Origin of the sequence: Lysobacter sp. TAF61, assembly GCF_052113485.1 — a bacterium.
Lineage (GTDB): Bacteria > Pseudomonadota > Gammaproteobacteria > Xanthomonadales > Xanthomonadaceae > Lysobacter_J.
Map to the genome: position 1 here is coordinate 269,191 of NZ_JBFRDH010000001.1, position 26,962 is coordinate 296,152.

Consider the following 26,962-nt stretch of genomic DNA (forward strand, 5'->3'; position numbering starts at 1 on the left):
CAGGAAACACGACGATGACGATTCCGACTTCATTCAACGCCTTCCGCATCCATAACGACGACGCTGGTTACCGCAGTGGCATCGAAGCGGTTTCGGTCGACGACCTGGCGCCGGGCGAAGTGGTCATCCGCACCGCCTACTCTTCGGTCAATTTCAAGGACGCGCTCGCCGGCACCGGCCAGGGCAAGATCCTGCGCCGGTTCCCGCTGGTGGGTGGCATCGATGTCGCCGGCCATGTAGTGGCATCGACCGATCCAGCGTTCCGCGAGGGCGACGAAGTCCTCGTCACCGGCTGCGGGCTGAGCGAAACGCGCGACGGTGGTTACAGCCAGTACGCGCGGCTGGAATCGAAGTGGGTGATCGCGCTGCCCAAGGGGCTGAGCCTGCGCGAGAGCATGATCCTGGGCACTGCCGGCTTCACCGCCGCGCTGGCGCTGTTGCGCATGACCGAGAACCGGCAGACGCCCGAGCTCGGTCCGCTCGCTGTCACCGGTGCCAGCGGCGGCGTGGGCTCGCTGGCCCTGGACATCTTCAGTCGCGCCGGCTACCAGGTGCACGCGATCAGCGGCAAGGCCGAACAGAGCGACTACCTCAAGGAGATCGGCGCCAGCGAAGTGCTCGGGCGCGACGCCCTTGCCACGACGCGGCCGATGGAAACGGCGCGCTTCGGCGGTGGTCTCGACAACGTCGGTGGACCGATGCTGACCAGCCTGCTCGCGCAGACCGTGCCGTATGGCAATGTCGCCAGCGCCGGGTTGGCCGCCACGGCCGAACTCGACGCCACCGTGATGCCTTTCATCATTCGCGGCGTGTCGCTGCTGGGCGTCGCCTCGGCCGGCACTGCCCGCGATATCCGCCAGGCCGTCTGGCAGCACCTGGCCAGCGACTGGAAGCCGCGTCATCTCAAGCGCATCTGCACGCGCGAAGTACGGCTGGAACAGTTGCCCGAGGTGTTCGCAACGATGCTGGCGGGCGGTTCGCTTGGGCGCACGTTGGTCGCGGTGGGCTGAGCGCACCTGCCCTGCCGGCCCGCCGGGACTCTGCCGCAACCGGCACCCGGTTCCCAGTTCCGGTGCCAGCTCCCCGTCCGATTCGGCGACGGCTATTGCGGCCCCATCGCCGACCGCTACAATCGCGTCAGGTTCAGGGGGAACATATGGCGCGCATTCTGATCGTCGACGACTCGCCGTCGCAGCTGATGGGTATCCGTCGCATCGTCGAGAAGCTTGGCCACGAGGCACTGACTGCCGAGGATGGCGCTGCCGGCGTGGAAGCGGCCAAGCGCGAGCTGCCCGACATGGTGCTGATGGACGTCGTCATGCCCAATCTCAACGGTTTCCAGGCGACGCGTTCGATCTGCCGGGATCCGGGCACCAAGCACATCCCGGTCGTGCTGGTCACCACCAAGGACCAGGATACCGACCGCGTGTGGGGCATGCGCCAAGGCGCCAAGGCCTACATCACCAAGCCTTTCAGCGAGAACGACCTGGCCGACATCATCTCGCAGATGATCCCGGCCTGATCCGGACACCGGCGATCCAGGCTGCCTGGATCGCCAAACTGGCCGCCAACCCGGCCACGAGTCCTCAGACGCGGCGCCAGTCGTCGCCGAATGCTTCCCGCATCGTTTCGTAGGCCGCCCGCTGCGCCTCGTTGTGCGCACGCGGTGCGAGCACTTCCAGTTCGACCAGCTGGTCACCCGGCGCGATCCTGCCCGCTGCATCCCCCGGCAATCCGCGTCCGCGCAGGCGCAGCTTGCGGCCGGCCTCGGAGTTGGCGGGGATCTTCAGCTCCACCGGGCCACCCAGTGTCGGCACGCTGACCGAAGCGCCCAGCGCCGCTTCCCATGGCGCCAGCGGCAACACATAGATCACGTTGAGCCCGTCGACTTCCAGTTGCGGGTGCGCGGCGTACTCGATCTCCAGCAACAGATCGCCCTGTACGCCCTGCCCGGCCAGGCGGATGACCTGGCCCGGCCGGATGCCCTTGGGGATGCGCACGTCGAGCGTGCGTTCGTTGACGGCGATGCGCACGCTGCCGCCGTCATGGACGGTTTCCAGCGAGACCGCCAGCTTGGCGCGCGTGTCGCCGCTGCCGCGCGCTTGCGGACCGCGCTGGCCGAAACCGCCGCCGCGACCGCGACCGAACATGCTTTCGAAGAAATCGCTGAAGCCGCCGCCCGCGCCGCCGCCTGCGAAGATCTCCTCGAAGTCGACGCCACCGTAACCGCCGCCGCCGAATCCGCCGGGCGGAGGTTGCACCTCATCGCCGGGTCGATAACCGCGCGCGCGCAACTGATCGTACGCGGCGCGCTTCTGCGGGTCGCGCAGCGCCTCGTAGGCTTCGTTGATCGCCTTGAACTTGTCCTCGGCGCCGGCTTCCTTGCTGACGTCGGGGTGGAACTTTCGGGCGAGGCGACGGTAGGCCGTCTTGATCTCGGCCTCGCCGGCGCTGGGCTCGACGCCCAGGGTTTCGTAGTAATCCTTGAACTGCATGGTGTGGCTCCCTCGATGCATGCGCCGCGACTGGCGCGCCCGGAAACGTCCGGCGAACGTGCGTTCCGGCACGCCGCAGACAATGCCAGCCGCGCAGTCGATTTCAAGTGACTTTGACGCGGCATTGCGGGCGCTGCCAGTATGCTGCCCATTCTCACCGGAGTCCTCCATGACCATCCAGATCGGCGATCACATCCCCGAAGTCACCCTGCAGCGCATCCGCGAGGGTGTGGAAACCCTCGACACCAATGCCCTGTTCGACGGACGCAACATCGTCCTGTTCGCGGTGCCGGGCGCGTTCACGCCGACCTGCTCGGAGAAGCACCTGCCCGGCTTCGTGCAGCACTTCGACGAGTTCCGCAGCCAGGGCATCGAAGTGGCCTGCATGTCGGTCAACGATCCGTTCGTGATGCAGGCCTGGGGCGAAAGCCAGCACGTGCCCGAAGGCCTGATGATGCTGGCCGACGGCAACGGCGACTTCGCCCGCGCGCTCGGCCTGGAACTCGACGCCAGCGCCTATGGCATGGGCCGCCGCGCCAAGCGCTTCGCCCTGTATGCCGAGGACGGCGTGGTGAAGCTGCTCAACGTCGAGGCGCCGGGTGAGTTCCGGGTGTCTTCGGCCGAGCACATGCTCGCGCAGCTCAAGCAGGACCTCTGAGCAACACCGCCGCAGTCAGCGCAGCACGCTGAACTGCAACCGCGACCAGGCACCGCTGTCGGCCAGCGCCGTCAGCGTGTGCGGGCCGGTTTCGCCGAAGTCGTGGACGAACGACGCCGCGCCGGCCGACTCGCCGATCAGCCGGCCATCGAGCAACCAGCGGATCCGCGCATCGCTGCCCAGCGCACGCAGGGACAATCGCACCGGATGTTCGCTGCCGGGAGCGCGGGCAAGCGTGGCCCGGTCGGCCAGACCATCGATTCGCAATTCCTCGACCGCGTCGCGTCCGTCGGCGGCGCAGTCGGCGGCCAGCGGCGGCAATCGCGCTGCCCGGCGTGTTTCCGCCGGCAACCACGGCGATGCCAGTACCGGCCAGCGCGCCAGCTGGCGCGGTACGCGCACATGCGCTGCGGAGCACTCACCCGACAGGCGCAGGCCACTGCGTGCATCGACGTCGAAGCGCTCGATCCCGGCATTCCATAACCGCGCATCGCGCTCGGACATCGTCGGCGGCTGCGAGCCGTCCAGGGTCCACGCCTGCAGGCGTCGCTGGCACAACTGCGGCGCCTGCGGGTCGGGCGGCAGTCCCAGTGGCCAGCACACTTCGACGCTGGCGACATCGGCCGGCACCGGGCGCGGCGACGAATCGCCGCGCTGGCGCGGCAGGCTGTCGATGACCTCGAACAACAACGGCAATGCCGTGACCGCGCCGTACTGGCCGGGCAGTGGCGTGCCGTCCGGGCGGCCAACCCACACCCCGACGGTGTGGCGGCGCGTGCTGCCCAACGCCCAGGCGTCACGGAAGCCGTAACTGGTGCCCGTCTTCCAGGCGACGCGCGGACGGCCGCCGGGTTCGAACGTATCGGCGACGCTGCCCGGGCGCGGGTTCGCCTCGAGGATTTCGCGCACGATCCAGGCCGCGCCGGGCGACATCGCACGCCGGTCGATGCGCGCCGCACCTGCGGTGTAACGCACGCGTCCGGCGACGCCGCCGCGGTTGAGCGCGGCGTAGGCGCCCACCAGGTCCTCGAGCCTGGCGCCGGTACCGCCGAGGATCATCGCCAGGTTTGGCGCCCCGCCACGCGGCCACTGCAGGCGAATGCCCGCGTGCGCCAGGCGCGCAGCGAAACGCGATGGACCCACCCGGTCGAGCAGGTCCACGGCCGGAACGTTCAACGACAGGCGCAGCGCCTGCGCCGCGCTGACCGGACCGTTGAACGCCGCGTCGAAATTGCCCGGCCGGTAGCCGCCAAACGATTGCGGCGCATCGACCAGCAGGCTTTCCGAGTGGATCAGGCCGTCATCCAGCGCCAGCCCGTACAGGAACGGCTTGAGCGTCGAACCTGGCGAGCGCCAGGCTTTGACCATGTCGACATGCCCCAGCCGTTCGGTGTCGGTGAAGGCGACCGAGCCGACGTAGGCGCGCGCTTCCAGCGTGGCGTTGTCGACCACCAGCAGCGCAGCCGAAGTGCGCGGCGGCAGGTCGGAGAAGTAACTAGCGACCCGTTCCTCGAGCGTGCGCTGCAACTCCGCATCCAGCGTCGATACCAGCCTGGGCGAGCGTGGAAATTCGAAGCGCAGACGCTGCGCCAGCAAGGGTGCATGCAGGGGTGGATGCAGCGATCGCGCCACGACCGGTTCGATGCGTGCGTCGGCGACCGCATCGGGCGACCACACCTGCAATGCCTGCATCCGCGTCAGCACCTTGTCGCGGGCGATGCGGGCGCGGCCGGGATCACGGTCCGGGCGCAGCCGCCCGGGTGCCTGCGGCAGCACCGTCAACAGCGCCGCTTCGGCATGCGACAGCCGCGACGCCGGCTTGCCGAGATAGGCCCAGCTGGCGGCTTCGACACCTTCGACCGTGCCGCCGAAAGGCGCGCGTTGCAGGTAGAGCGCGAGGATCCCGCGTTTGGACAGGTGCACTTCCAGCTGCAGTGCGCGCAGCAGCTGGCGCAACTTCGCCGGCGGCGTGCGGGTGCCCGTGCGCAGTGCAGGATCGAGGATCCGCGCGACCTGCATGGTCAGCGTCGAGCCGCCGGACACCACCCGGCCGCTGCGCAGCCACTGCCCGCCGGCGCGCAGCATCGCCACCGGATTGACGCCGGGGTGCCTCCAGAACCAGCGGTCTTCGTAGTTCAGCAGCGCCTGCAGATACAGCGGCGAGACCTGGTCGATCGTCGTCGGATAGCGCCAGATGCCGCGACGATCGGCGAATGCGCGCAATGGCGTTCCATCGGCGGCCACGACAATCGCGCCCTCGTCGTCGCGGTCGGGCAACGGCAGTGGGAATGCGAGGTCCAGGAGCATGGCCGCGGTGACAAGCGTCAGCGCGGTGAACATCGCCTTGAGCGCAGGGCGATGCCACCTGCGCTTGAGGGGCGCCGCGTTCGCCGGGATGACGGTGGCGGGTGGCGCGGCGATCACCCGCCTCCGGGTTGTGTCACCGTCACGGTGGCCGGCACGGACTTGCCCACGCCACGCAGATCCGGCCGGTACATGTCTTCCACCAGCGGCGGCGGCACGGTGTAGGTGCCCGGTGTCACCGCGCGCAGCAGGTAGAACAGCCGCGCGGTGTCGCCACTGTCGAGCTTGAGCGCGGCGACGTAGCGGTCGTCGCGGAACTCCTCGTGGCGGACCTCGGCCGCATCATCGCGGTCGGCGATCTCGATGCCGTCGATGACCACGCCCGCCCACTGCTTGCCGTCTCCGAGGTTGAAGTTCTCGATCTCCAGTCCGGCCGGCAGCAGGTCGGTCAGCAGTGCATCGGGCATGTCGCGATGGCTGGTGATCGCGACCTGCACGATCAGCGCCTCGCCCTCCTCCAGCTTGCCGCCGCTCCACTCCTTGCCATCGGTGGCGAAGTACCGGCGCGTCACCTTGATCAACGAGTCATCCGGCTCCGGGGCGCGCCGCGGGACGCCGGCCACTTCCAGGCTGGCGTACAGCGGCGGCTCGCCCTTGGCGTTGAAGGACACGCCGCGCAGCAACGTGGCGTAATCGAACACACGACCGACCAGGCGCGCGGCCGGCGCATCGGTGGCGATATCGCCGATCTTCCACTGCCCCGAAACCTGCTTGCCCTGCTCCGCCGCGAGCGCCTTGCCCAGCCGCACCAGCGCCACCTGCTCCTGCGTGCTGAGCCACATCCAGCCGCTGTTGCGGCGCGCATCGAGCTCTTTGCCCAGCTCCACCGCGCGGGCATCGTAGGCCGGTGTGGCCAGGCCGCGCTCATGAAGCAACGCAATCATCAGTGCATCGTCGCGGATGCGGCTGCCGTAGTCGCCGAGGTATTCGGGACGATCGACGGAGTCGCGTGCGAACCCGTCCGCTATGGCCTTGCCGCCACGCGCCTTGTCGCCCTGCAGGGCCAGTGCCAGGCCAAGGTGCACCAGCGGCAGGCCGGTCAGGCTCTGCTTGCGATCGTTGTCGTAAAGCGCGCGCAGGGTGCCCAGCGGCGCGCGGTTCACACGCGCGAGCACGAAGCCGGCGTAGGCCTGGTAGGCGAACTTGAGGTGATCGCGGGAGTCGTAGCCATAGAACCCCTGCCCCCCCGACAGCAGGTCATCGCTGAGCACCTTCAGCGCCTTCTGCAACACCGCATCGGGCACGGCGAACCCGGCCTCGCGCGCGTCGAGCAGGAACTCGACGACGTAGGGTGTGATCAGGGGATTGACGTAGTCGCCACTGCCCCACATCGAGAAGTGGCCAGAGCCGATCTGCATCGCCGCCAAGCGCCCGAATGCACCTTCCATGCGCGTACGGCGCGCCTTCGCATCCAGCCCCTTCACCCCGAGCATCTTCGCCGTAGCGTCATCGAGCTCGAGCGCGGCAAAGCCCTTGCTCGTGGTCTGTTCGGCGCAGCCATAGGGATAGTCGAGCGCTCCCTGCAGCGCACTCGCGAACGGAATCGGCGGCAGCGCACTGACCGACAGGCGTGCAGTCACCGATTCACTCATCAGGCCGTCGGCCAGGCCGGTGTCGAACTGCAGCGGGCCGGCCGCATCGAGCACGCGCGTGCGTGCACGCACCACCGAAGGCCACGCCGGCCGCACCGGCACGTCGTAGCGGCGGTCGACCGTGTAGCCGTTACCCTGCACCCGCACGCGTACCTGCGCGGTGCTGTAACCCTCTTTCGCCTGCAACGGGAAGGTGTAAGTGGCCTTGGCCTGCGCAGCCAGGCTCGCATTGCGCGCGCCATCGGTCAGCGCCAGCGGGCCTTCACCGTTGACCTCGACCTTGAACTGGCCATCGCGTCCAGTGAAGTTCTGTATGTCGAGGGTGACGTTGCTGCGGTCGCCGGGTGCGAGCACGCGCGGCAGGCTGGCCTCGGCCAGAACCGGCGCCCGCACGACCGTCTCGCGATCGCGACTGCCGTAGCGGTTGCCCGAGAACGCAAGCGCCGACACGCGCAACGTGCCGTTGAAGTCCGGCACTGCCAGGTTGATGCGCGCATTGCCTCTTGCGTCCAGCTTCACCGGTCCGGCAAACAGGTCCACGGTCTGCACCCGCGCCGTTGGACGCCGCGCCTGCGGCAAGGCCGCCAGCGCCATGTCGCCGCCGAAGCGCAGCTTGGCGATGCCGCCCTCGAAACTCTCGATCACGCGGCCGTAGACATCGTAGGCATCGACGCCGAGGCGACGCTGGGCGAAGAAATGCGCGGCCGCGTCCGGCACCGGGAAACGGGTGATGTTGAGGATGCCGACGTCGACGGCGGATACGGTCACGAATGCATCCTGGCCCGCCAGCTGCGGCACGCTCACCGTCACCGGCAGGTCGTGACCGGGCTGCATCAGCGCCGGCGCCGACAGGCCAACGGCGACCTTGCGCTCGCGCCGGTCCATCGCCACGTGCGCCACGCCGACGGCGCGCGCGGGCGTGACCTTGCTGGGCGCGCTGCCGCCGCGGAACACCAGTGCGGTGACATACACGTCATGGCGCTCCCAGTCGGCGGTCACCGGAATCTCATAGGTGCTGCCGGCCTTGGCGTCGATGTCCTGCACGAAGAGCATGCGGTCGCTCTCGACCATCAGCAGGCCCTTGCCTTCGTGCGGCGGCGTCAGCGTTACCTTGAGTGTGTCGCCGGCGCGATAGGCGGTCTTGTCGAGGGCGAGCTTGACCTTGTCCGGGCGCGCGTCCAGGCCGCGGTTGTCGTCGTCCCAGCTCCACCCGGCGGTGAAGGGGTAGCGGGTGGTGAGTTTCGTCGCGGGATCGAACACATCGACGCGGTAATCGCCCCACTCCACCGGAAAGTCGATGCGCTGCGGCGCCTGGCCGACGTCCAGGGTGCGCGTCTGGATGTCTTCGTAGCGCCGGGTGAAGTCGTAATCCCAGCCGCCATCGTCCTGGTAGTTCCAGTGGTAGTCACGATGCTCGCGGACGAGGGTCACGCGCAGGCCCTTGCCGGCGCGTGGCTTGCCGGCACTGTCGACCCGGGTCAGTTCGAAGCCCGCGGTCGCGTTGGCATCGGTGCCTTCCTTGTCGTCGAACAACGGGCGCACGCCGACCAGCGCGCCGGCTGGCCACAGCACGCGTTTGACGCTGCGGTTGACGCTGCGGCCGCCGCTCTCGAAGACACTGCCGGTGACTATCGCGGCGATCGTGCTGACCGGCCTGGCTTCGGCCGGCAGTGCGATGTCCTGCTGCAACTTGCCGCTGGCATCGAGCTTGGTATCGATGACGTCCTTGGCTTCCTTGGGCAGCGACATCGTCGGGTCGCCGAAGAAGTAACCGGGCATCTGTTCCAGCGGATGCTGCTCCACCGCCACCGCCAGCTTGGCGGTGAAGCGGTTTCCGGCAGCAGGGGCGCCGTATAGGTAAGCGCCGTCCACCGCCAGGTGCAGCGGCTCGCCCGGCCTCAACACGGGCTGTGCCTGCAGGTCCAGCTTGAGCCGCTCGGGCAGGAACTCCTCGACCCGCAACGCCATGCCCTGCACCGCTTCCTTGCTGCCCGGGTCGGTGCGGAACTCGATGCGCCAGCGGCCAGTCGCCGCATCCACCGGGATCACCTGCGCATGTCGCACGTAGCCCTGCGCGTCCGGTTGCAGGCGCGTCTCGACGAACGTCTTGCCGTCGGGCTGGACGTAGCGCAGGAACAGCGGTTGCAGTGGCTTGCCCCTGGTCGCGACCGGCTGACCGTCCTGGTCGCGCAGCAACGCCGAAACCCGCACCGTTTCGCCGGGGCGATACAGATCGCGCCCGGACCAGGCGAACACGTCGAACCATGCCTGCTCACGACCGCTCACCGCGAACTCGGACAGGTCGAGCGCCGGCTGGTTGAACGGCAGCATCGACACATCCTTGCCGTGCGTTGCGACCAGCACGTGCGCGGCATCGAGCTTGTAGCCGAGCATGGCATTGCCGTTGCCGTCGGTCTCGCCCTTCAGCACCGTCTCGCCCTTGTCGTCGAGCACCTTCAGCTCGACCGCGCCCACCGCCGATCCGGTGTGCAGCGACGCGGTGTGGACGAAGAGCTTGTCCTTGTAGGCGCGCACGTGCACACCCAGGTCACTGACCGTGAAGAACACGGTTTCAAAACTGTTCTGGAACTGGCCCGTGCGCTTCATAACCGCGAAGTACAGGCCTGGCTGCTGCAGTTCCTTGATGTCCTGCAACGGCAGGTACGTAAGCACGCGCTCGTTGGTCTTGCCACCGAGCACGAACCGGTTCACGTAGACCGGCTCGGCAAGGTGATCCATCGGCGTCTTGTCGCCGTAGTCGTTGGCCAGCTCCCAGCTGCTGCGCCGTCCACCGCGCTGGTACTGGGCGAAGAACCGCGGCAGCTCCTTGTCTTTCACGCGCAGGAACTCGACGTCGACTTCGGCGACATTCACCGACACCACCGGCAAGCCCCGACTCTCGCGCGCCGGCAGCACGCTGCCCTGCGAGGCGAAGCCGACCACGGGGTCGAGCGGCCCGGTGTGGACCTGCCTGCGAAGCTCCTGCCCCAGCCGGTCGCCGGCGGCGGCGGTCAGCCCGCCCTTGATCGTCACCACGTAGTCGCGACTGGCCGCCACGTGCGGGAAGCGCAGCATCTTTGCGTCGTCCGACAGCACCCAGCTGCCCTCGACAACCGCGCCATTCTCATCGGCGACGGCAATCAGTTCGTCGAACGACTGGCTGCCCACCAGCGGCCGGCTGAACTCGAGCGCGATGGCCATCTGCTCGTCGGCCTTCTGGTCCGGGTAGGCGGCGACCAGCGCGAAACCCTGCACCGCCTCGCGCCTGGCGTGCACCGCTTCGCCACTGACCGCGGGCAACTGGCCGTCGGGATCGCGCTTGCAGGCGCCGAGCATCAGCAGCGCTGCCATGCCGATGGCGATCAGGCGCAGGAGCGGCCGGACCCGGGACGTTGCAGACAATGGGGCGTGGACGGTTCCTTCCGCAACGGATACGCGCTTCATGCGACCTCCCCTGATTTTGGCGAAGTATAGGAGCATCGCCATTGGATCGGCTCACGCGATCGGCACACGCGATCGGCACACGCGATCGGCCATGGAACATGCCACGAAACGGGCCCCGCAACAGGCCGCATGTGAGCGCGCCACCACGGCGATGCGAGCGCTTGTGCGATCATCCGCGCAGCGGGCCCCGACGATCCCAACGCCTTTCCCGGACCACCATGCTGCGCGAAGACCTGCTTCCCCCCGCCAGCGAACCAGGCGCCGCCATGCCCGACCGCATTCCCGGACCGCGACAGCAGATCCTGGTGATCCGCCAGGGCTCGTTCGGCGACCTGGTCCAGGCCGACGGCGCCCTGCGCGACATCCGCGCGCATCACCCGGGCGCGCATATCAGCCTGCTGGTCGCGCCCCAGTTCCACCGGCTGATGCAGCGCTGTCCGCACGTGGACACGCTGATCGACGACCCGCGTGCGCCACTGCTGAACCTGCCTGGCAACCTGGCGTTGCTGCGCAGGCTCCGCGATTCGGGCTTCGCCCGCGTCTACGACCTCCAGGGCAGCCAGCGCACGCGCCTGTACCGGCACCTGATGACGCCCGGGCTGGCATGGCATGGCAAGGACAACCCCGGCTCCAGCGCGGCCCCCGACCGCGCCGCCTACGCGCGCCTGCTCGCCGCTGCGGGCGTGGAGCCGACGCATACCGGTACACCGGACGTGGCCTGGATGGCCGACGACGTTTCGGCGCTGCTCGCCGCCGAGGGCGTCGCTCCAGGCTACATCGCGCTCGTTCCCGGCAGTTCGGCGCGTCACCCGCAAAAGCGCTGGCCGCATTTCGCCGAACTCGCCCGGCGGCTCGTCCAGTCTGGTCGCCAGGTCGTAGTGGCGCCGGGGCCGGACGAACTCGACCTCGCGCGCACGCTGCCCTGCCAGGTGCTGGTCGGGCCGTCCGGCTTCCTGGACTGGTTCGCCCTTGCCGGGGTGCTGGCCAGGGCGTCGTTCGTGGTCGGAAACGACACCGGCCCGACCCACCTCGCGGCGGCCCTCGGCACCCCAGGCCTGGCGCTTTTCGGGCCGCATACCAGCGCCCGCCGCACCGGCATCCGGATGCGAGCGTTCGATGCGATCGAGACGGCGGACCTGGGGCAGTTGTCCGTGGACGAGGTCTTCGCCCGCATTGCCTGAGGTCGCCCGGGCAACGCGGCGCCGCCCGGCTCCACAGCTGCCCGGCTCCACAGCTGCCCGGCTCCACAGCCGCCCGCGTCCACAAACGAAAACGCCGCCTTTCGGCGGCGTCTTCGTGGCAAGCGATCAATCAGCCCGGAATCGGGGCGACGTCGACCGATCCTGCGGCGGTGCCCGGATCGATCACCGCATCGGTGCCGTCTTCGTCCGCGTCCAGCGAGGCATCGACGCGCTCGATGGTCTGCAGGCTTTCGTCGGCGGCCAGGCGCATCAGCGTCACGCCCTGGGTGTTGCGGCCCACTTGCGAGATCTCTGCCGCGCGCGTACGCACCAGCGTGCCGCCATCGGAGATCAGCAACACATCGTGGTGATCCGACAGCTGCACCGCGCCCACCAGCGTGCCGTTGCGCTCGGTGGTCTTGAGCGCGATCACGCCCTGCGTGCCACGGCCCTTGCGCGGGTACTCCTCCAGCGAAGTGCGCTTGCCGAAGCCGCGTTCGCTGGCGGTTAGGATGTCGCCATCGCCTTCGACCACGATCAGGCTGACCACATGCGCGCCGCTGGTGTCCTGCGCGCCGTCCTCGCCCTCCTCGCCCTCGGCGAGTCGGATGCCGCGCACGCCCGTGGCCGTGCGACCCATCGAGCGCACCGCGTCTTCGGCGAAGCGCACGGCCTTGCCGTTGCTTGCGAACAGCATGATGTCGCGGGTGCCATCGGTCAGCGACACATCGACCAGGGCGTCGCCGTCGTCGAGGTTGATCGCGATCTTGCCGCGCTGCAGGCGGAAGGCGAACTCGGTCAGCGGCGTCTTCTTGACGGTGCCGTTGCGGGTGGCGAAGAACACGAACTGGTCTTCGACGTACTCGCGCACCGGCAGCACGGCCTGCACCTGCTCGCCGGCTTCCAGCGGGATCCAGTTGATGATCGGACGACCGCGCGCGTTCGGGCCGGCATCGGGCAACTGGTGCACCGGCAGCCAGAACACGCGACCGGCGCTGGTGAAGGTCAGCAGCGTGTCGTGCGTGTTGACCAGCCACAGGTGGTCGATGAAATCCTCGTCCTTGGTCGCCGCCGCGTTGCGGCCCTTGCCGCCACGCTTCTGCGCGCGGTAGGTGCTGACCGGCTGGCGCTTGGCGTAGCCCGAATGCGACAGCGTGACGACCACGTCTTCCGGCGCGATCAGGTCGAGGATGTCGAGATCTTCCTCACTGGCACGGATCTCGCTGCGACGCTTGTCGCCGAACTCTTCCTTGACGTTGCGCAGCTCGGTGCGGATCACTTCCAGCAGCACGTTCGGATGCTCGAGGATCTCGATCAGGCCACGGATGGTTTCCAGCAGCAGCTTGTATTCCTCGGTGAGCTTGTCCTGCTCCAGCCCGGTCAGGCGGTGCAGGCGCATCTCGAGGATCTGCTGGGCCTGGGTCTCGGTCAGCTGGTAGAAACCATCGACCAGGCCGACACCGACCGGCAGGTCTTCCGGACGCGAGGCGTCGGAACCGGCCGCCGACAGCAGCGCACCGACCAGGCCGGCTTCCCACTTGCGGGCGAGCATGCGGTCGCGCGCTTCGTTGGGGTTGGCCGAGGTCTTGATCAGCTCGATCATCTCGTCGATGTTGGCCAGCGCAACGGTCAGGCCTTCGAGGATATGGGCGCGCTGGCGGGCCTTGCGCAGCTCGAAGATGGTGCGGCGGGTCACCACCTCGCGGCGGTGGCGCACGAACACTTCCAGCAGGTCCTTCAGGTTGAGCAGCTTCGGCCGGCCATCGACAATGGCGACCATGTTGATGCCGAACACCGACTCCATCTGCGTCTGCTGATAGAGGTTGTTGAGGACGACCTCGGCCGATTCGCCGCGCTTGACCTCGATGTAGATGCGCATGCCGTCCTTGTCGGACTCATCGCGCAGCTCGCTGATGCCTTCGAGCTTCTTTTCCTTGACCAGCTCGGCGATCTTCTCGATCAGCCGCGCCTTGTTGACCTGGTACGGGATCTCGGAGACCACGATCGCTTCGCGGCCGTTGTCGGCCACCTCGATCTCGGCGCGCGCGCGCATGCGCACGCGGCCGCGGCCGGTGCGGTAGGCATTCACGATGCCGGCCGTGCCGTTGATGATGCCCGCTGTCGGGAAGTCCGGACCCGGGATGTACTGGATCAGGCCATCGACATCGATCGTCGGGTCATCGATCAGCGCGATGGTCGCGTCGATCACTTCCGACAGGTTGTGCGGCGGGATATTGGTCGCCATGCCGACGGCGATGCCGGCCGAGCCGTTGACCAGCAGGTTCGGCACACGGGTCGGCATGACCGTGGGCTCGAGTTCCTTCTCGTCGTAGTTGGGCTGGAAGTCGACGGTTTCCTTGTCGATGTCCGCCATCAGCTCATGGGCGATGCGCGACATGCGCGCTTCGGTGTATCGCATCGCCGCGGCGTTGTCGCCGTCGATCGAGCCGAAGTTACCCTGGCCGTCGACCAGCATGTAGCGCAGCGAGAACGGCTGGGCCATGCGCACCAGCGTGTCGTACACGGCCGTGTCGCCATGCGGGTGGTACTTACCGATGACGTCACCGACGATACGCGCCGACTTGTAATACGGCTTGTTGCTGTGGGCACCGAGCTCGTTCATCGCGTAGAGCACGCGGCGGTGGACTGGCTTGAGTCCGTCGCGCGCGTCCGGGAGCGCGCGCCCGACGATGACGCTCATGGCGTAATCGAGGTAGCTGCGGCGCATCTCGTCTTCGAGATTGACCGGGATGATTTCCTTGGCGAGTTCGGCCATCAGGTTTCCGTTCGTTGGTTGTCCGCAGCGACGACTGCGGTCGGGCATCACGTTTGAACACCGCCGCTGTAACTGCCCGGCGGGCCTGCGTCGCGGACCCCGTCAGGGGCCCTCTGACAGCCCGTCGTCGACGGCTTCAAATGGACACGAAATCATAGCACGGAACGGGGTCCGTCTGCTGCCCGATTCCCACGCAGAAACAAGCAGTTGCGGGGGTTTTGCAAGCGGAATTGTCGGGGACTGCCTTGGGTTGCCGACCGGGTTCCTGATCCCAGGTCGCTGGCTTCCCGCGGAGCAATCCCCGGCGTGGCGGACGGCGCCTTTCCGAAGGCAGCAAGCCGCCACGGCGGTGCGCCAGCCCAGGCTCAGCCGAAGGCGGCCTTCATCGCCGCTGCATCCGGGCGCTCGATCACCCCGCGCTCGGTCACGATGGCGTCGATCAGCTCGTGCGGGGTGACGTCGAAGACCGGGTTCCAGGCGCCCACGTCCTCGGCCGCGGTGCGTACGCCACCGACGCCGAACAGCTCGCCGGGGTCGCGCTCCTCGATGTGGATCGCGTCGCCGGACGGAGTTTCCATGTCGACCGTCGAGGACGGCGCGACAACCATGAACTTCAGGCCGTGATGGCGCGCTGCAATGGCCAGCTGGTAGGTGCCGATCTTGTTGGCGGTGTCGCCATTGGCGCAGATCCGGTCCGCGCCGACCACGACCCACTGCACGTCACCGGTCTTCATCAGGTGCGAGGCCGCCGAGTCGGCGATCAGGGTCGGCGCGATGCCATCCTGCTGCAGCTCCCACACGGTCAGGCGCGCGCCCTGCAGCCAGGGCCGGGTTTCGCCGGCGAAAACCTTGTCGATCCGGCCTTCGGCAACGCCCGCGCGGATCACGCCCAGCGCGGTGCCGAAGCCCGCGGTGGCGAGCGAGCCGGTGTTGCAATGGGTCAGCACGCCGCTGCCAGGTTCGATCAGGGCCGCACCCAGTGCGCCCATGCGGCGGTTTGCAGCCAGGTCCTCGTCGGCGATGGCCTGCGCTTCGCGTTCGATCACTTCGCGCCAGTCGGAGCCTGCCGCAGCCAGCGTGCGACGCATCCGCGCCAGCGCCCAGGCCAGGTTGACCGCGGTCGGGCGGGCTGCGTTGAGTTGCTGCATGGCCGGCTCGAGCCTGGTCGCCGCTTCGGCGCCGTCGCCTGCATCGATCTCGCGCGCGGCCAGCACCACGCCCCAGGCCGCGGCGATGCCGATGGCCGGCGCGCCGCGCACGGTGAGCGCGTGGATGGCTTCTGCGACCGCGGCGCTGTCGCGGCACGCCACGTACTCGACCACGAAGGGCAGCTTGCGCTGATCGAGCAGCTCCAGGGCCTGCCCGGTCCAGCGGATCGGGCGGATGCGGTCGTAACGGTCGAAATCGATGGTGGTGTTCATGCCGTGCAGTTTAGCGAACTGCACGCCGCGACTTGGCGACATCCGGCTGCCGGCTGTCCCCGCCGCGTGTGGCGACGGGGACTTGGGAGCACCCGCGTGGCGTCAAAGGACGCTGAAGCTGCCGCGGCAGCCGTCGCTGACCCACACGCCATTGCGGTCCCAGCCCCAGCTCTGGCCTTCGATGCACGGAGCCTTGGACGATTGCTTGACCAGTCGCGCATCGCGACGGATGGTCACGTTGCAGCGGCGCTGGCGGCGATCATCGGAACCGCAGTACAGCTGCTGCGCCTGCCCCCAGCCGCCGGGATAGTTGCCGCCGCCCTGGCCGCCACCCTGGCCGCCACCGTTGCCACCGCCGTGACCGCCGCCGTAGCCACTGGCGAACTCGGCGCGACAGCCGTCATCGACCCAGACGAAGCCGCGGCCGACGCCCCAGCTGCGGCCTTCGACGCACGAGGCCTTGGAGTACTGGCGCACCAGGTAGGCGCTGCGGCCGTCGATCTGGCACTGGTGGTAACGGTTGTCGTTGGAGTCGCAGCGCACATTGCGGCCACCGTTGCCACCGCCATTCCCGCCGCCATTCCCGCCGCCGTTCCCGCCGCCGTTGCCACCATTCCAGCCGCCCTGGCCGGCGCGCGTCAGTGCGAATTCGGCGCGGCAACCGCCGTTGACCCACACGCCACGCCCGTCATAGCCCCAGGTACGCCCTTCGATGCAGGCATTCTTGGAGAACTGCCGGAACAGTTGCGCGCCGTAACGGGTATCGGCCGCACACTGGCGATAGTGGTTGTCGTTGGATTCGCAGCGAACGGTCTGCACGTTGGTGTATTGCGCCATGGCCGGCGTGGCCACCGTTGAAGCCGCAAGCACAGCCAGAATCCCGAGGCCCCTGGACAAATATCGGGTCATGACCGCTCCGTCGTTTGAGATGGGCCCTACTCTAACGAGGCCGGCTTAACGATTGCCTCACCCCGCGGCCGGCGATGGCAGCCATTCAGCCGCCGCTGAGGTCGTCCTTGCGGCGGACTTCGAATTCGGCGCGGCAGCCGTCCTCGACCCAGATCCCGTTCTTGTCCACGCCCCAGCTGCGCCCCTCGACACAGGCCGCGCGCGACAACTGGCGGAACACCTTCACCGCCCCACCCTCGGTATCGGCCGGGCAGTGCCGCGGCAGCTTGTCGTTCGAATCGCAGCGGACGATCTTGCCGGGCGTGGTCTGGGTCGCCACCGCCGCCATCATCCGGAACTCGGCGCGGCAACCACCCGACACCCAGACGCCGCGGTTGTCGGCGCCCCAGTTGTCGCCCTTGATGCACGGGTTTTTCGACAACTGCCGCACCAGCTCGGCGCCGGCGCTGGTGTCGGCATCGCAATGCTGCCAGCGGTTGCCGCGCGATTCGCAACGGACCGTGCGGCTACCGTAGGCGCTGCCGACGCTGCCGCCGTAGCCGAGGACGAACTCGGCGCGGCATCCGTCCCGGACCCAGATGCCCGTGTCGTTGAGGCCCCAGGTGCTTCCCTCGGTGCAATCGGACTTGGACAGGCTGCGCAGCATGCGCACGCCGCCGCGGACGTCCACCGGACAAAGGTGCGCCTGCCCGCCCTTGGACTCGCAACGCACGACACGGTCGCCGTAGAAACGGCCGCCCGTGTCCTGTGCCCTCGTCTCAGGCGCGGCCAGCAGTAGCAGTGCGTAGAAACAAGTCGAAAACGCCCAGCCGCGCATCGTGCACCCCTGAGTTCACGCAGCCACTCTAAACCGTCCCGGTGAAAACAAACATCCGGGACTTCCTTAAATTTTCGTATCGGGCGATGGTCAGGCGCGGGCGAAGTCGAAGGCCATCACATCGGCAATGCGATCGCTGCCGAGCAGGGCCATCAGCAGGCGGTCAACGCCCAATGCCACGCCGGCGCAATGCGGGAACCCCGCCGCCAGGGCCTCCAGCAGGTTTTCGTCGCGCGGTGGCAATGCGTCGCCGCGCACCCCGCGCAGCGCCAGATCGCGGTCGAAGCGTTGCCCCTGCTCGCTCGCGTCGGCCAGCTCGTGATAGCCGTTGGCCAGTTCCAGCGGCCCCAGGTAGAGCTCGAAGCGCTCGGCCACCGGTACGCCGTCGCGAGTCCCCAATCGAGCCAGTGCGCATTGCGAGGCCGGATAGTCGTGCACCGCCAGCAACTGGTCGCGCGCGAATGCCGGTTGCAGGCGATGGGTCATCAACAGGTCGAGCCAATCGTCGCGCGTCAGACCGGCGGGATCGATCACCACACCAAGCGCGGCCTGCAACTGCTCGACCTCGGCTGTTTGCGGGTCGATGCCCAGTTGCCGGCGATACAGATCGTGATAACCCACGCGCGTGAGTGTTGCGCTGCGACCGACCAGGGCCAATGCCGCCTGCACCAGTTGCGCGGTCTCATCGATCAGGCGCTGGTGGTCCCAGCCCAGGCGATACCACTCGAGCATGGTGAACTCGGGGTTGTGGCGCCCGCCGGCTTCGCCGTCGCGGAACACGCGGCCCAGTTCGTAGCAATCGCCAAAGCCCGCCGCCAGCAACCGCTTGAGCGGGTATTCCGGCGAGGTGCGCAACCAGCGCGTGCGCGGTGCGCCGTCGGTGCGTCCACTGAACTGCAGTTGGAACGACGCGATGTTCGGATCGGTGTTGCCCGCCACCGACATCACCGGTGTCTCGACTTCAACGACGTCGCGCTCGGCGAAGAAGTGGCGAATGAGCGCATTGAGGCGCGCCCGCAGCCGCAGCGTCTCGAAACTGGCCGAAGGTCGCCAGCTCGCGGCAGGCATCGGCGTGCTCACTGCCCGTGCCCGGCAAGGAACGCCATCAGCTTGTCCTCGTCCCAGATTTCCACGCCCAGTTCCTGCGCCTTGTCGAGCTTGGAGCCGGCCGCTTCGCCGGCGACGACGAAGCTGGTCTTCTTCGAGACACTGCCCGACACCTTGGCGCCGAGTGCTTCCAGTTTCGCCTTGGCTTCGTCGCGACTGAGCCCGGACAGCGTGCCGGTCAGCACCGCCGTCTGGCCGTCGAGCGGTCCCTGCACGACTTCCGCGGCGACCGGCGTCACCGCATCCAGGCGCGCCAGGGCATCGCCGCTGGCGACCAGTTGCCCGGCATGGGTTTCGTCTTCAAGCCAGTCCGACAATGCCTGCGCGGTGTCGGCAGGCAGGCCGGCGCTGATGAAGTTGTGTGCGGGCGCATCGAGCAGCGCCTGCACGCTGGGGAACGCACTGGCCAGCTGTTCGGCGCGCACGCGGGTGACCTTGGGGATTTCCAGATCGACCAGCAGCGTGGCCAGGTTCAGGCCGTCGCGAAGCTTCGCCGTCGGCGGATGGGTATCGGTGATGGTGACGCCGCGCGCGAGCAGTTCGTCGATGACCTGCTGGTTGCCGGCCTGGTCGAGGAAATGGCCGATCGAACGGGCGACTTCGCCGCCGACATCCGGCACGCGCTTGAACAGCGGCCACGGCAGGTGGCGAATCAGTTCGAGGTCGCCGAACCAGTTCGCCAACGCCTTGGCCGTGCTCTCGCCGACGTGCTGGATGCCCAGTCCGTAGAGGAAGCGTTCCAGCGTGGTGTTGCGGCTGCGGTCGATGGCTTCGAGCAGGTTCTCGGCCCAGCGCGTGGCGACCTTGCCGGCCTTGACCGTCTCCGGCGTGGTGTCGTCGCGCTCGTCCCCCAAGGGGACTTCTTTCAGGGCGTCCGCGCGTCGCTTCATCTCCAGCAGGTCATCGAGCGTGAGCTTGTAGAGGTCGGCGACCGACTGCACGTAGCCCAGGTCGGACAGGCTCTCGATGAAACGCTCGCCGAGGCCTTCGATGTCCATCGCACGGCGCGAGGCGAAGTGGCCGATGGCCTCCTTGCGCTGTGCCGCGCAGGTCAGCTCGCCCGAGCAGCGCCATACCGCCTCGCCTTCCTCGCGCACCAGCTCCGACCCGCACACCGGGCAATGGCTGGGCATCGACCAGGGCTTTGTTCCCGCGGGCCGCTTCTCGACAACGACGCGGACGACCTCCGGAATGACATCCCCGGCGCGGCGGATGATCACCGTGTCGCCGTTGCGAACGTCCAGTCGCGCGACCTGGTCGGCGTTGTGCAACGTGGCCCGGGTGACGGTGACGCCACCCACCTGCACCGGCTGCATCAGCACCCACGGCGTGACCGCGCCGGTGCGGCCGACATTGACCTCGATCGATTCGACCACGGTCATCTGTTCCTGCGCCGGGAACTTGTGCGCGATCGCCCAGCGTGGCGCGCGCGAGACGAAACCCATCTCGGCCTGGCCTTCGTAGTCGTCGAGCTTGTAGACGACTCCGTCGATGTCGAATGGCAGACGCTCGCGCCTGGCGCCAATCGACTGGTAGTAGTCGAGCAGGCCCTGCAGGCCTTCCACCACGTTGCTTTCGCCACTGACCGGGAAACCCCAGTCGCGCAGGCGCGCCAGGGTCTGCGAATGGGTCTCGGGCAGTTCGCCGCCCTCCACCAGGCCGACGCCATAGGCATAGAACGACAACGGCCGCTGCGCGGTCATGCGCGGATCGAGCTGGCGCAACGAGCCGGCCGCGCCATTGCGCGGATTGGCCAGGACCTTGCCGCCCTCGGCCAGCGCACGCTCGATGTAGGCCTTGAAGGCGGCCAGCGGCATGTAGACCTCGCCGCGCACTTCCAGCACGCGCGGCCAACCCTTGCCGCGCAGCTGCAACGGGATCGCCTTGATCGTGCGCAGGTTGGCGGTGACGTCCTCGCCGGTGGCGCCGTCGCCGCGGGTGGCGCCCTGGACGAAACGCCCGTTCTCGTAGCGCAGGCTGATCGCCAGGCCATCGAGCTTGGGTTCGACGGAAAACGCCAGCGCATCGCGGCCGAGACGCTCTTGGATCTTGCGCACGAACACGGCCACTTCGTCATCGCTGAAAGCATTGCCCAGCGACAGCATCGGGATGGCGTGGCGGACCTGGTCGAAACTGCCCGAGGGCACGGCGCCGACGCGCTGGGTCGGCGAATCGGGCGCGATCAGTTCCGGGTGCGCGGATTCGAGTTCGTCGAGTTCGCGCAGCATGCGGTCGTAGTCGACGTCCGGGATCGCGGGGTCGTCGAGGACGTGGTAGCGGTAGTTGGCGTCGTTGAGTTCGGCGCGCAGCTGGGCGATGCGGGTGGCGATGTCGGTCTTCGGCATGGTCAATGGCTCGCAGGCAGTCCTTCGACTTCGGCCCGAACGGCGCACTCCGTCAAAACAACCGTTCGTCCTGAGCGTAGCGCAGCGAAGTCGAAGGAAGCGTAGCGCAGCGAAGTCGAAGGAAGCGTAGCGCAGCGAAGTCGAAGGAAGCGTGGGACTACCAGCGCGCCGGCTTGGTCAGCGGCGGCGCTTCGCGCTGGCGGTCGTAGGCACGCAATTCGTCGCGGATGTGGGCGATGCGCTGGCGGCCCAGTGCATTGCGTTGTTCGTCCAGGACCACGCCGTCCAGCAGTTCGGCCATGCGCTGCGCGGTCGGCAGCATGGTTTCCCATGCGTCCAGGGCATTGACCGGCGCCGGCAGGGTCAGGAAGAACGCGATCGCCGGGGTCTCCAGCGTCTGGATCTGCGCCATGTCGAAACTGCCGGGCTTCATGATGTTGGCGACGCTGAACACCGGGCCGCGCTCGGGATGGTTCTCGACCAGGCGGTGGAACACGCCCATGTGGCCGTAGGCAAGGCCGGCCTTCTCGGCGGCAACGACGATGTCGGAGCCCTGCAGCTTCTGCCCCGCCCGCGCGGCCAGGTACAGGGTGACGATCTTGTCGAACTCCTCGGTGGCGCGACGGCCCAGCTCGCTGCTCGCGGCGCCTTCGAGGGTGCGGTCGAACAGTTCCAGCTCCGCCTGGGCGGTGGTCTCGCCCGATGCCGGGCCTTCGCCGCCGAGCTCACGCTCCAGCTGCTCGCCCAGGGTCGGCTCGCGCCGGCCGCTGTCGGACGCCGCCTCACGCGATACGCGCTTGCCCTGCCCCGGTTTGCGCGGGCGACCGAAGAACACGATCGCGGCGATCAGGATCAGGCCTGCGATCAGGATTCCGATCCGCAGCATGGTCACGTCTGACATCGAAGGGGTTCCTTACGGCAGGCGGGGGATGGGGGAAGTCCGAACGGCTCAGGCCACTCCGGCCAGGCGCGAAGCCTCTGCCAGGTCGACCGAGACCAGTCGGCTGACGCCGGGCTCGCGCATGGTGACGCCGGAAAGCTGTTGCGCGGCTTCCATCGTCGCCTTGTTGTGGGTCACGAACAGGAACTGTACCTGTTCGCTCATCTCCCTGACCATCGCGGCCAGGCGGCCGACGTTGGCTTCGTCGAGTGGCGCGTCGACCTCGTCGAGCAGGCAGAACGGCGCCGGGTTGAGGCGGAAGATCGCGAACACCAGGGCCACTGCGGTCATCGCCTTCTCGCCACCGGACAGCAGCGAGATGTTCGACACACGCTTGCCGGGCGGGCGCGCCATGATCGACACGCCGGTGTCGAGCAGGTCTTCGCCGGTCAGTTCCAGGTAGGCATGGCCACCGCCGAACAGGCGCGGGTACAGCTCCTGCACGCCGCTGTTGACGCGGTCGAAGGTGTCCTTGAAGCGGCCGCGGGTCTCGCGGTCGATCTTCTTGATGGCGTCCTCGAGCGTTTCCAGTGCGGTGGTGAGGTCGGTGTCCTGGGCGTCCAGGTATTCCTTGCGCTGGGCGGCCTCGGCGTGTTCGGCGATCGCGGCCAGATTGACCGGCTCGAGCCGGCGCAGCTTGCCGTCGAGCTCGTTGACGCTGCGCTCCCAGACCTGCGCATCCATGTCGTCGGTGAGGGTGTTGACCACGTCCTCGAGCACGAAACCGGCTTCGACAATCGCCGCCGACAGCTGTTCGGCCTTGAGCACGAGTGCCTGCTGCTCGAGGCGGCGCTGGCCGATGGCCTCGCGCTGCTGGATCGCCTGCTCGTCGCGCTGGTGGCGGACCTGTTCGAAGCGGCGCAGGTCGTGATCGATGCCGTCCACGGTCGTTCGTGCGGCGGTCAGCGCCTGTTCGGTGATCACCCGCTGCTCGAGCGCGACCTGGCGCTGCTCTTCCAGCGTGTTGACCGGCTCGTCGCCGTCGGCCAGCTGCGCCGACAGTTCGCCCAGGCGCGAATCGAGCTGGCCGCGCTGGCCGCCCATGCGGTCCAGGGCCTGCGCCAGTGCGGTGATCTGGGTGCGCTGGGACTCCAGCGTCAAGGCCAGCGCGTGCGCGGTGTCGCGCGATTCGCGGGCGATGTTGCGGGCCTGGTCGCGGGCTTCGCCAAGGGCGCGGCGTTCGGACTCCAACGCCTGGCGCGCGTCCTCCAGCTCGCCCATGCGCATGACCGCCTCTTCCTGCAGCGTGCGCGAATCGCGTGACTGCTCGCGGGCGCTCTCCAGGGTTTCGGCGAGCTGCGCCAGTTCGGTGTCGATCTTCTCGATGCGGCCGCGCGCCGAATCCAGGCGACCCTGCTGGCTCTGCAGCTGGCCGGCAAGTTCGGAGACGCTGCGGTGCGCCATGTACAGCGTGCGCTGCGCGTCTTCGCGATGCTGCTCGGCGGCGAGCAGGCGGTCGCGCAGTTGCATCAGCAGCGATTCGAGTTCGCGCTCGCGTGCCTGCAGGTTGTCGATCTGCGTGCGCAGCGACTGGATCTCGCGCTCGCGCAGCAGTGCGCCCTGCTTGGCCGCGCCGGAGCGCAGGATCCGCACCCAGCCGGCGCCGAGGCGCTCGCCGTTGCGGGTAATGATCGACTCGCCCTCGCCCAGCATCGGCAGCATCGAACGCGCCTGGCTGAGGTCTTCGGCGCCGTGAAGCTTGGCGAGGATGCGACGGATCGCGATCGGTCCGCGGACTTTGGAGGCCAGCGAGGTCGCTGCGAACTCGACCGGATCATTTTGCGGGTCGACCAGTACCAGACGGCCCTCACCGAGCTCGCCGAGTGCGTCCACCAGCGCTTCGGGTGCGTCGACCAGCACGCCTTCGATCATCTGGCCGAGCGCGCCTTCGACGGCGTTCTCCCAGCCCGATTCGACCTGCAGTGCCTCGCCGACGCGCGTCGCCGAATCCAGGCCGCGCGCCTTCAGCCAGCTCAGCGCGGCGCCTTGTTCCTGGCCCAGCGCGGCATGCTGCAGCGTCTCCAGCGACGACAGACGGCCGCGCGCAGCCTGCACCTGCTTGCGCGCCTCGGCCAGTTCGGACTGGGTGCCGCGCTGCTGGTCCTGCAACTGGCCAAGCGCGCCCTTCCGATTCTCCAGTTCCTCGCTGAGGCTGTCGATCGAGAACTTCTGCGTCTCGTGCTGCTCCTGCAGCGCGGCGAACGATTCCGACAGCGCGCCCAGGTCGAGCCCGGCGCGTTCGTTGTTGAGGGCTTCGCGGCGACGGTCGGCGTCGAGCACCTGGCGATCGAGGTGCTCGATGCGGGTGCGTTCGACGTCGGCTGCGCGCGCAGCTTCGGACTGGGCACGGCTGTGCTCGTCCCAGCGCTGCTGCCATTGGGTCAAACCGGTTTCGGCGTCGCGCAGGGCTTCCTGGCGCATGCCGTCTTCGTCGCGCAACTGCTCCAGGCGCGGCTCGGATTCGGCCACGGCGGCGCGCAGCACGTCCAGGCGCGACTGATCGCTGCCGATGTGCTGGCCCAGCTCCGCCAACGCCGACAGTGCCTCGTCGCGCGCCTTCTGCAGGCGCGTGGACATCTCGCGCTGGTGCTGGATCTGCTGTTCGATGCGGGCCAGCGTGCCGCCGACTTCGTAGCTGGCGGCCTGGGCCTTGTTCAGTGCCTCGGCGGATTCCTCGCGGCGGACACGGCCGACCTCGATCTCGCGCTCGGCTTCGCGCTGCTCGGCGATGAGCTGCTGCAGTCGGGTTTCCTGCTGGCCCAGCTTCTCGCGCTGGCCCTGCAGTTTCTGGTCGAGGGCGCGGTGTTCGAGCGCCTTCCACTCGGCGTCCTTGACCCGGCGCTCGGCCTGGATGGCCTGGTACTGCTCGGCCTGGCGAGCCTGGCGCTTGAGGTGCTCGAGCTGCTTGCCCACTTCCTCGCGCAGATCGCTGAGGCGATCGAGGTTCTCGCGCGTATGGCGGATGCGGGTCTCGGTTTCCTTGCGGCGCTCCTTGTACTTGGAGATGCCGGCGGCCTCTTCCAGGTAGACGCGCAACTCTTCGGGCTTGGCCTCGATGATGTTGCTGATCATGCCCTGCTCGATGATCGAGTAGCTGCGCGGGCCCAGGCCGGTGCCGAGGAACAGGTCGGTGATGTCGCGGCGGCGGCACTTGGCGCCGTTGAGGTAGTACTGGCTGGAACCGTCGCGGTTGACCGTACGCTTGACCGAGATCTCGTTGAACGCCGCGTACTCACCGGTGATGGTGTGGTCGGAGTTGTCGAAGATCAGCTCGACCATCGCCTGCGACACCGGCTTGCGCGCCGAGGAGCCAGCAAAGATCACGTCGGTCAGCGAATCGCCGCGCAGGCGGCTGGCCGAGCTTTCGCCCATCACCCAGCGCACGGCATCGATGATGTTGGACTTGCCGCAGCCGTTGGGACCGACGATGCCGGTCATGTTGTTCGGCAGGTGCAGCGTGGTCGGATCGACGAAGGATTTGAAACCGGAGAGCTTGATCGTGGACAGACGCATGCGGCTGGGTTGCCTCTTGGCGGCGTGGCGGGACGCGGCCGTGATTACCGACTGGGAGTTACTATCTTGATTACAGTTCGCCTCCCAAGTCATTGATTCTCATAGGAGGCGCCACGGCTCGTAAGCCGGGTCTTCACGGGCAGTATAGCGGCCCTCAGGCTCGCAGGCTGACCCCGGTATCCGGGTCGAAATAGTGCATCTGCCCGGCCACGTACCCCAGGTGCACGGTGTCGCCATGCCGGGGCAGGTCGCGCGGCGGCACCCGCAGGATCAGGTCGCTGCCAGCGCAGTCCAGGTCGAGGAAGGCCTCGTTGCCGACCGGCTCGACCGCCTCGACCGTTGCGGTCAGGTGCCCGGGACCGGGCTCGCCCAGGTGCATGTCCTCCGGACGCAGCCCGACCGTCAGTCGCTTGCCCAGGTAAGCGCGCACGCGCCCGGCCAGTTCCACTTCGGGCTGCAGCGGCAGTTCGACGCCGTCGCCCAACCGCAGCTTCAGGCCGTCGCTTTCCACGACCTCGCCCTGGAGCAGGTTCATCTTCGGGCTGCCCAGGAACGTCGCCACGAACAGGTTGGCCGGCCGGTTGTACAGGCCCATCGGCGTATCGATCTGCTGGATGCGGCCCTTGTCGAGCACGACGATGCGCTGGCCCAGCGTCATCGCCTCGATCTGGTCGTGGGTGACGTAGACCATGGTTGTACCCAATTGCCGGTGCAGCCGCGCGATCTCCACGCGCGTGGATGCGCGCAGCTTGGCGTCGAGGTTGGAGAGCGGTTCGTCGAGCAGGAACACCTGCGGTTGCCGCACCAGTGCCCGGCCAAGGGCGACACGCTGGCGCTGGCCGCCAGAAAGCGCCGCCGGCTTGCGATCGAGCAGCGATTCCAGCTCCAGCATCGCCGCCGCCTCGCGCACGCGGCGGCCGATCTCGTCCTTGCCCGCACCGCGCAACATCAGGCCGAAACCGAGGTTCTCGGCCACGCTCATGTGCGGATACAACGCGTAGCTCTGGAACACCATCGCGATGTCGCGGTCCTTCGGCGCGACGTCGTTGACAAGACGCTCGCCAATGCGCAGCTCACCGCTGCTGATCTGCTCCAGTCCGGCGATCATCCGCAACAGCGTCGACTTGCCGCAGCCCGAAGGCCCGACCAGCACCAGCAGTTCGCCGTCGGCAATTTCGAAGCTGGCATCGTCGACACCGACAAACCCGTTCGGGTAGACCTTGCGCAGACGATCCAGCGTGACCTTCGCCATGAATTCTCCAGAGCCGTCCCCGTGGCACGAGGATCGTTTCACCTTCGACGGTCGCTTTGCCAGTTGATGGAATGCGACCGGTGGTTCCCAATGGGCACCGCCGTCGGCTATCCTGCCATGTAAGCGTTTTCACGCCTATCCACCGTCA

The 26,962-nt window shown here is 68.0% G+C and carries 16 protein-coding genes; 4 read left to right on the plus strand and 12 right to left on the minus strand.

Features of this window, described 5'->3' with window-relative positions; genetic code table 11:
- The first annotated feature begins 14 nt into the window (after window positions 1-14).
- Together AB4Y64_RS01250 and pilH are read left to right on the plus strand one after the other, a co-directional pair.
- Window positions 15-1,010 (plus strand): YhdH/YhfP family quinone oxidoreductase, encoded by a 996-nt coding sequence (locus AB4Y64_RS01250; protein ID WP_441814646.1) that lies wholly within the window; start codon window positions 15-17, stop codon window positions 1,008-1,010.
- A 146-nt stretch (window positions 1,011-1,156) separates the two neighbouring features.
- Window positions 1,157-1,522, plus strand: coding sequence for a twitching motility response regulator PilH (gene pilH, locus AB4Y64_RS01255; RefSeq protein ID WP_441814647.1), 366 nt, complete (start codon window positions 1,157-1,159; stop codon window positions 1,520-1,522).
- 64 nt (window positions 1,523-1,586) lie between these two features.
- On the opposite strand, the gene AB4Y64_RS01260 is transcribed toward pilH, so the two are convergent.
- Window positions 1,587-2,495, minus strand: coding sequence for a DnaJ C-terminal domain-containing protein (locus AB4Y64_RS01260; protein ID WP_441814648.1), 909 nt, complete (start codon window positions 2,493-2,495; stop codon window positions 1,587-1,589).
- A 169-nt stretch (window positions 2,496-2,664) separates the two neighbouring features.
- On the opposite strand from AB4Y64_RS01260, the gene AB4Y64_RS01265 reads away from it, so the two are divergent.
- Window positions 2,665-3,153 carry a peroxiredoxin gene (locus AB4Y64_RS01265; protein WP_441814649.1) on the plus strand — a complete coding sequence of 163 codons (489 nt, stop codon included), beginning with the start codon at window positions 2,665-2,667 and terminating at the stop codon, window positions 3,151-3,153.
- 15 nt (window positions 3,154-3,168) lie between these two features.
- Here AB4Y64_RS01265 and pbpC read toward each other — a convergent pair whose 3' ends face one another.
- Entirely contained in the window at window positions 3,169-5,493 is a 2,325-nt protein-coding gene (gene pbpC / locus AB4Y64_RS01270) for a penicillin-binding protein 1C (protein WP_441815199.1), read from the minus strand.
- 80 nt (window positions 5,494-5,573) lie between these two features.
- Window positions 5,574-10,460, minus strand: a complete 4,887-nt coding sequence (locus tag AB4Y64_RS01275; protein ID WP_441815200.1) for an alpha-2-macroglobulin family protein — start codon at window positions 10,458-10,460, stop codon at window positions 5,574-5,576.
- 359 nt (window positions 10,461-10,819) lie between these two features.
- Between AB4Y64_RS01275 and AB4Y64_RS01280 the strand changes: the two genes are divergently transcribed.
- On the plus strand, window positions 10,820-11,734 hold the full coding sequence (locus AB4Y64_RS01280) for a glycosyltransferase family 9 protein (RefSeq protein ID WP_441814650.1): 915 nt from the start codon (window positions 10,820-10,822) through the stop codon (window positions 11,732-11,734).
- A 130-nt stretch (window positions 11,735-11,864) separates the two neighbouring features.
- Here the strand turns inward: AB4Y64_RS01280 and gyrA are convergent, their stop codons facing one another.
- The 9 genes from gyrA to AB4Y64_RS01325 all read right to left on the minus strand — a co-directional run bounded on the left by gyrA (window position 11,865) and on the right by AB4Y64_RS01325 (window position 26,814).
- Window positions 11,865-14,510 (minus strand): DNA gyrase subunit A, encoded by a 2,646-nt coding sequence (gene gyrA / locus AB4Y64_RS01285; protein WP_441814651.1) that lies wholly within the window; start codon window positions 14,508-14,510, stop codon window positions 11,865-11,867.
- 365 nt (window positions 14,511-14,875) lie between these two features.
- The gene (gene mtnA, locus AB4Y64_RS01290) at window positions 14,876-15,931 is read right to left on the minus strand and encodes an S-methyl-5-thioribose-1-phosphate isomerase (protein WP_441814652.1); all 1,056 of its coding nucleotides are present in this window, start codon (window positions 15,929-15,931) and stop codon (window positions 14,876-14,878) included.
- 102 nt (window positions 15,932-16,033) lie between these two features.
- Window positions 16,034-16,801: a DUF3011 domain-containing protein gene (locus AB4Y64_RS01295; RefSeq protein WP_441814653.1), complete on the minus strand. Its 768-nt coding sequence runs from the start codon at window positions 16,799-16,801 to the stop codon at window positions 16,034-16,036.
- Between the two features lie 124 nt (window positions 16,802-16,925).
- A complete protein-coding gene (locus AB4Y64_RS01300; RefSeq protein WP_441814654.1) occupies window positions 16,926-17,657 on the minus strand; it encodes a DUF3011 domain-containing protein in 732 nt (243 codons plus the stop codon).
- 90 nt (window positions 17,658-17,747) lie between these two features.
- Entirely contained in the window at window positions 17,748-18,725 is a 978-nt protein-coding gene (epmA, locus tag AB4Y64_RS01305; protein ID WP_441815201.1) for an EF-P lysine aminoacylase EpmA, read from the minus strand.
- An 8-nt stretch (window positions 18,726-18,733) separates the two neighbouring features.
- Window positions 18,734-21,109: an NAD-dependent DNA ligase LigA gene (ligA, locus tag AB4Y64_RS01310; protein ID WP_441814655.1), complete on the minus strand. Its 2,376-nt coding sequence runs from the start codon at window positions 21,107-21,109 to the stop codon at window positions 18,734-18,736.
- A 157-nt stretch (window positions 21,110-21,266) separates the two neighbouring features.
- Complete coding sequence (gene zipA, locus AB4Y64_RS01315) at window positions 21,267-22,010, minus strand: cell division protein ZipA (protein ID WP_441814656.1); 744 nt, start codon at window positions 22,008-22,010, stop codon at window positions 21,267-21,269.
- A gap of 48 nt (window positions 22,011-22,058) precedes the next feature.
- Complete coding sequence (gene smc / locus AB4Y64_RS01320; protein ID WP_441814657.1) at window positions 22,059-25,562, minus strand: chromosome segregation protein SMC; 3,504 nt, start codon at window positions 25,560-25,562, stop codon at window positions 22,059-22,061.
- Window positions 25,563-25,716: 154 nt separating this feature from the next.
- Window positions 25,717-26,814 (minus strand): ABC transporter ATP-binding protein, encoded by a 1,098-nt coding sequence (locus AB4Y64_RS01325; RefSeq protein WP_441814658.1) that lies wholly within the window; start codon window positions 26,812-26,814, stop codon window positions 25,717-25,719.
- Window positions 26,815-26,962: the final 148 nt, after the last annotated feature.

Bases quoted from the DNA above. Each gene is read 5' to 3' on its own strand.
- smc (WP_441814657.1), bottom strand. From the start codon at position 25,562: ATGCGTCTGTCCACGATCAAGCTCTCCGGTTTCAAATCCTTCGTCGAT.
- zipA (WP_441814656.1), bottom strand. From the start codon at position 22,010: ATGTCAGACGTGACCATGCTGCGGATCGGAATCCTGATCGCAGGCCTG.
- pilH (WP_441814647.1), top strand. From the start codon at position 1,157: ATGGCGCGCATTCTGATCGTCGACGACTCGCCGTCGCAGCTGATGGGT.
- AB4Y64_RS01325 (WP_441814658.1), bottom strand. From the start codon at position 26,814: ATGGCGAAGGTCACGCTGGATCGTCTGCGCAAGGTCTACCCGAACGGG.
- AB4Y64_RS01265 (WP_441814649.1), top strand. From the start codon at position 2,665: ATGACCATCCAGATCGGCGATCACATCCCCGAAGTCACCCTGCAGCGC.
- pbpC (WP_441815199.1), bottom strand. From the start codon at position 5,493: ATGTTCACCGCGCTGACGCTTGTCACCGCGGCCATGCTCCTGGACCTC.
- ligA (WP_441814655.1), bottom strand. From the start codon at position 21,109: ATGCCGAAGACCGACATCGCCACCCGCATCGCCCAGCTGCGCGCCGAA.
- AB4Y64_RS01250 (WP_441814646.1), top strand. From the start codon at position 15: ATGACGATTCCGACTTCATTCAACGCCTTCCGCATCCATAACGACGAC.
- AB4Y64_RS01300 (WP_441814654.1), bottom strand. From the start codon at position 17,657: ATGCGCGGCTGGGCGTTTTCGACTTGTTTCTACGCACTGCTACTGCTG.
- gyrA (WP_441814651.1), bottom strand. From the start codon at position 14,510: ATGGCCGAACTCGCCAAGGAAATCATCCCGGTCAATCTCGAAGACGAG.
- AB4Y64_RS01260 (WP_441814648.1), bottom strand. From the start codon at position 2,495: ATGCAGTTCAAGGATTACTACGAAACCCTGGGCGTCGAGCCCAGCGCC.
- AB4Y64_RS01275 (WP_441815200.1), bottom strand. From the start codon at position 10,460: ATGGCAGCGCTGCTGATGCTCGGCGCCTGCAAGCGCGATCCCGACGGC.
- epmA (WP_441815201.1), bottom strand. From the start codon at position 18,725: ATGCCTGCCGCGAGCTGGCGACCTTCGGCCAGTTTCGAGACGCTGCGG.
- mtnA (WP_441814652.1), bottom strand. From the start codon at position 15,931: ATGAACACCACCATCGATTTCGACCGTTACGACCGCATCCGCCCGATC.
- AB4Y64_RS01280 (WP_441814650.1), top strand. From the start codon at position 10,820: ATGCCCGACCGCATTCCCGGACCGCGACAGCAGATCCTGGTGATCCGC.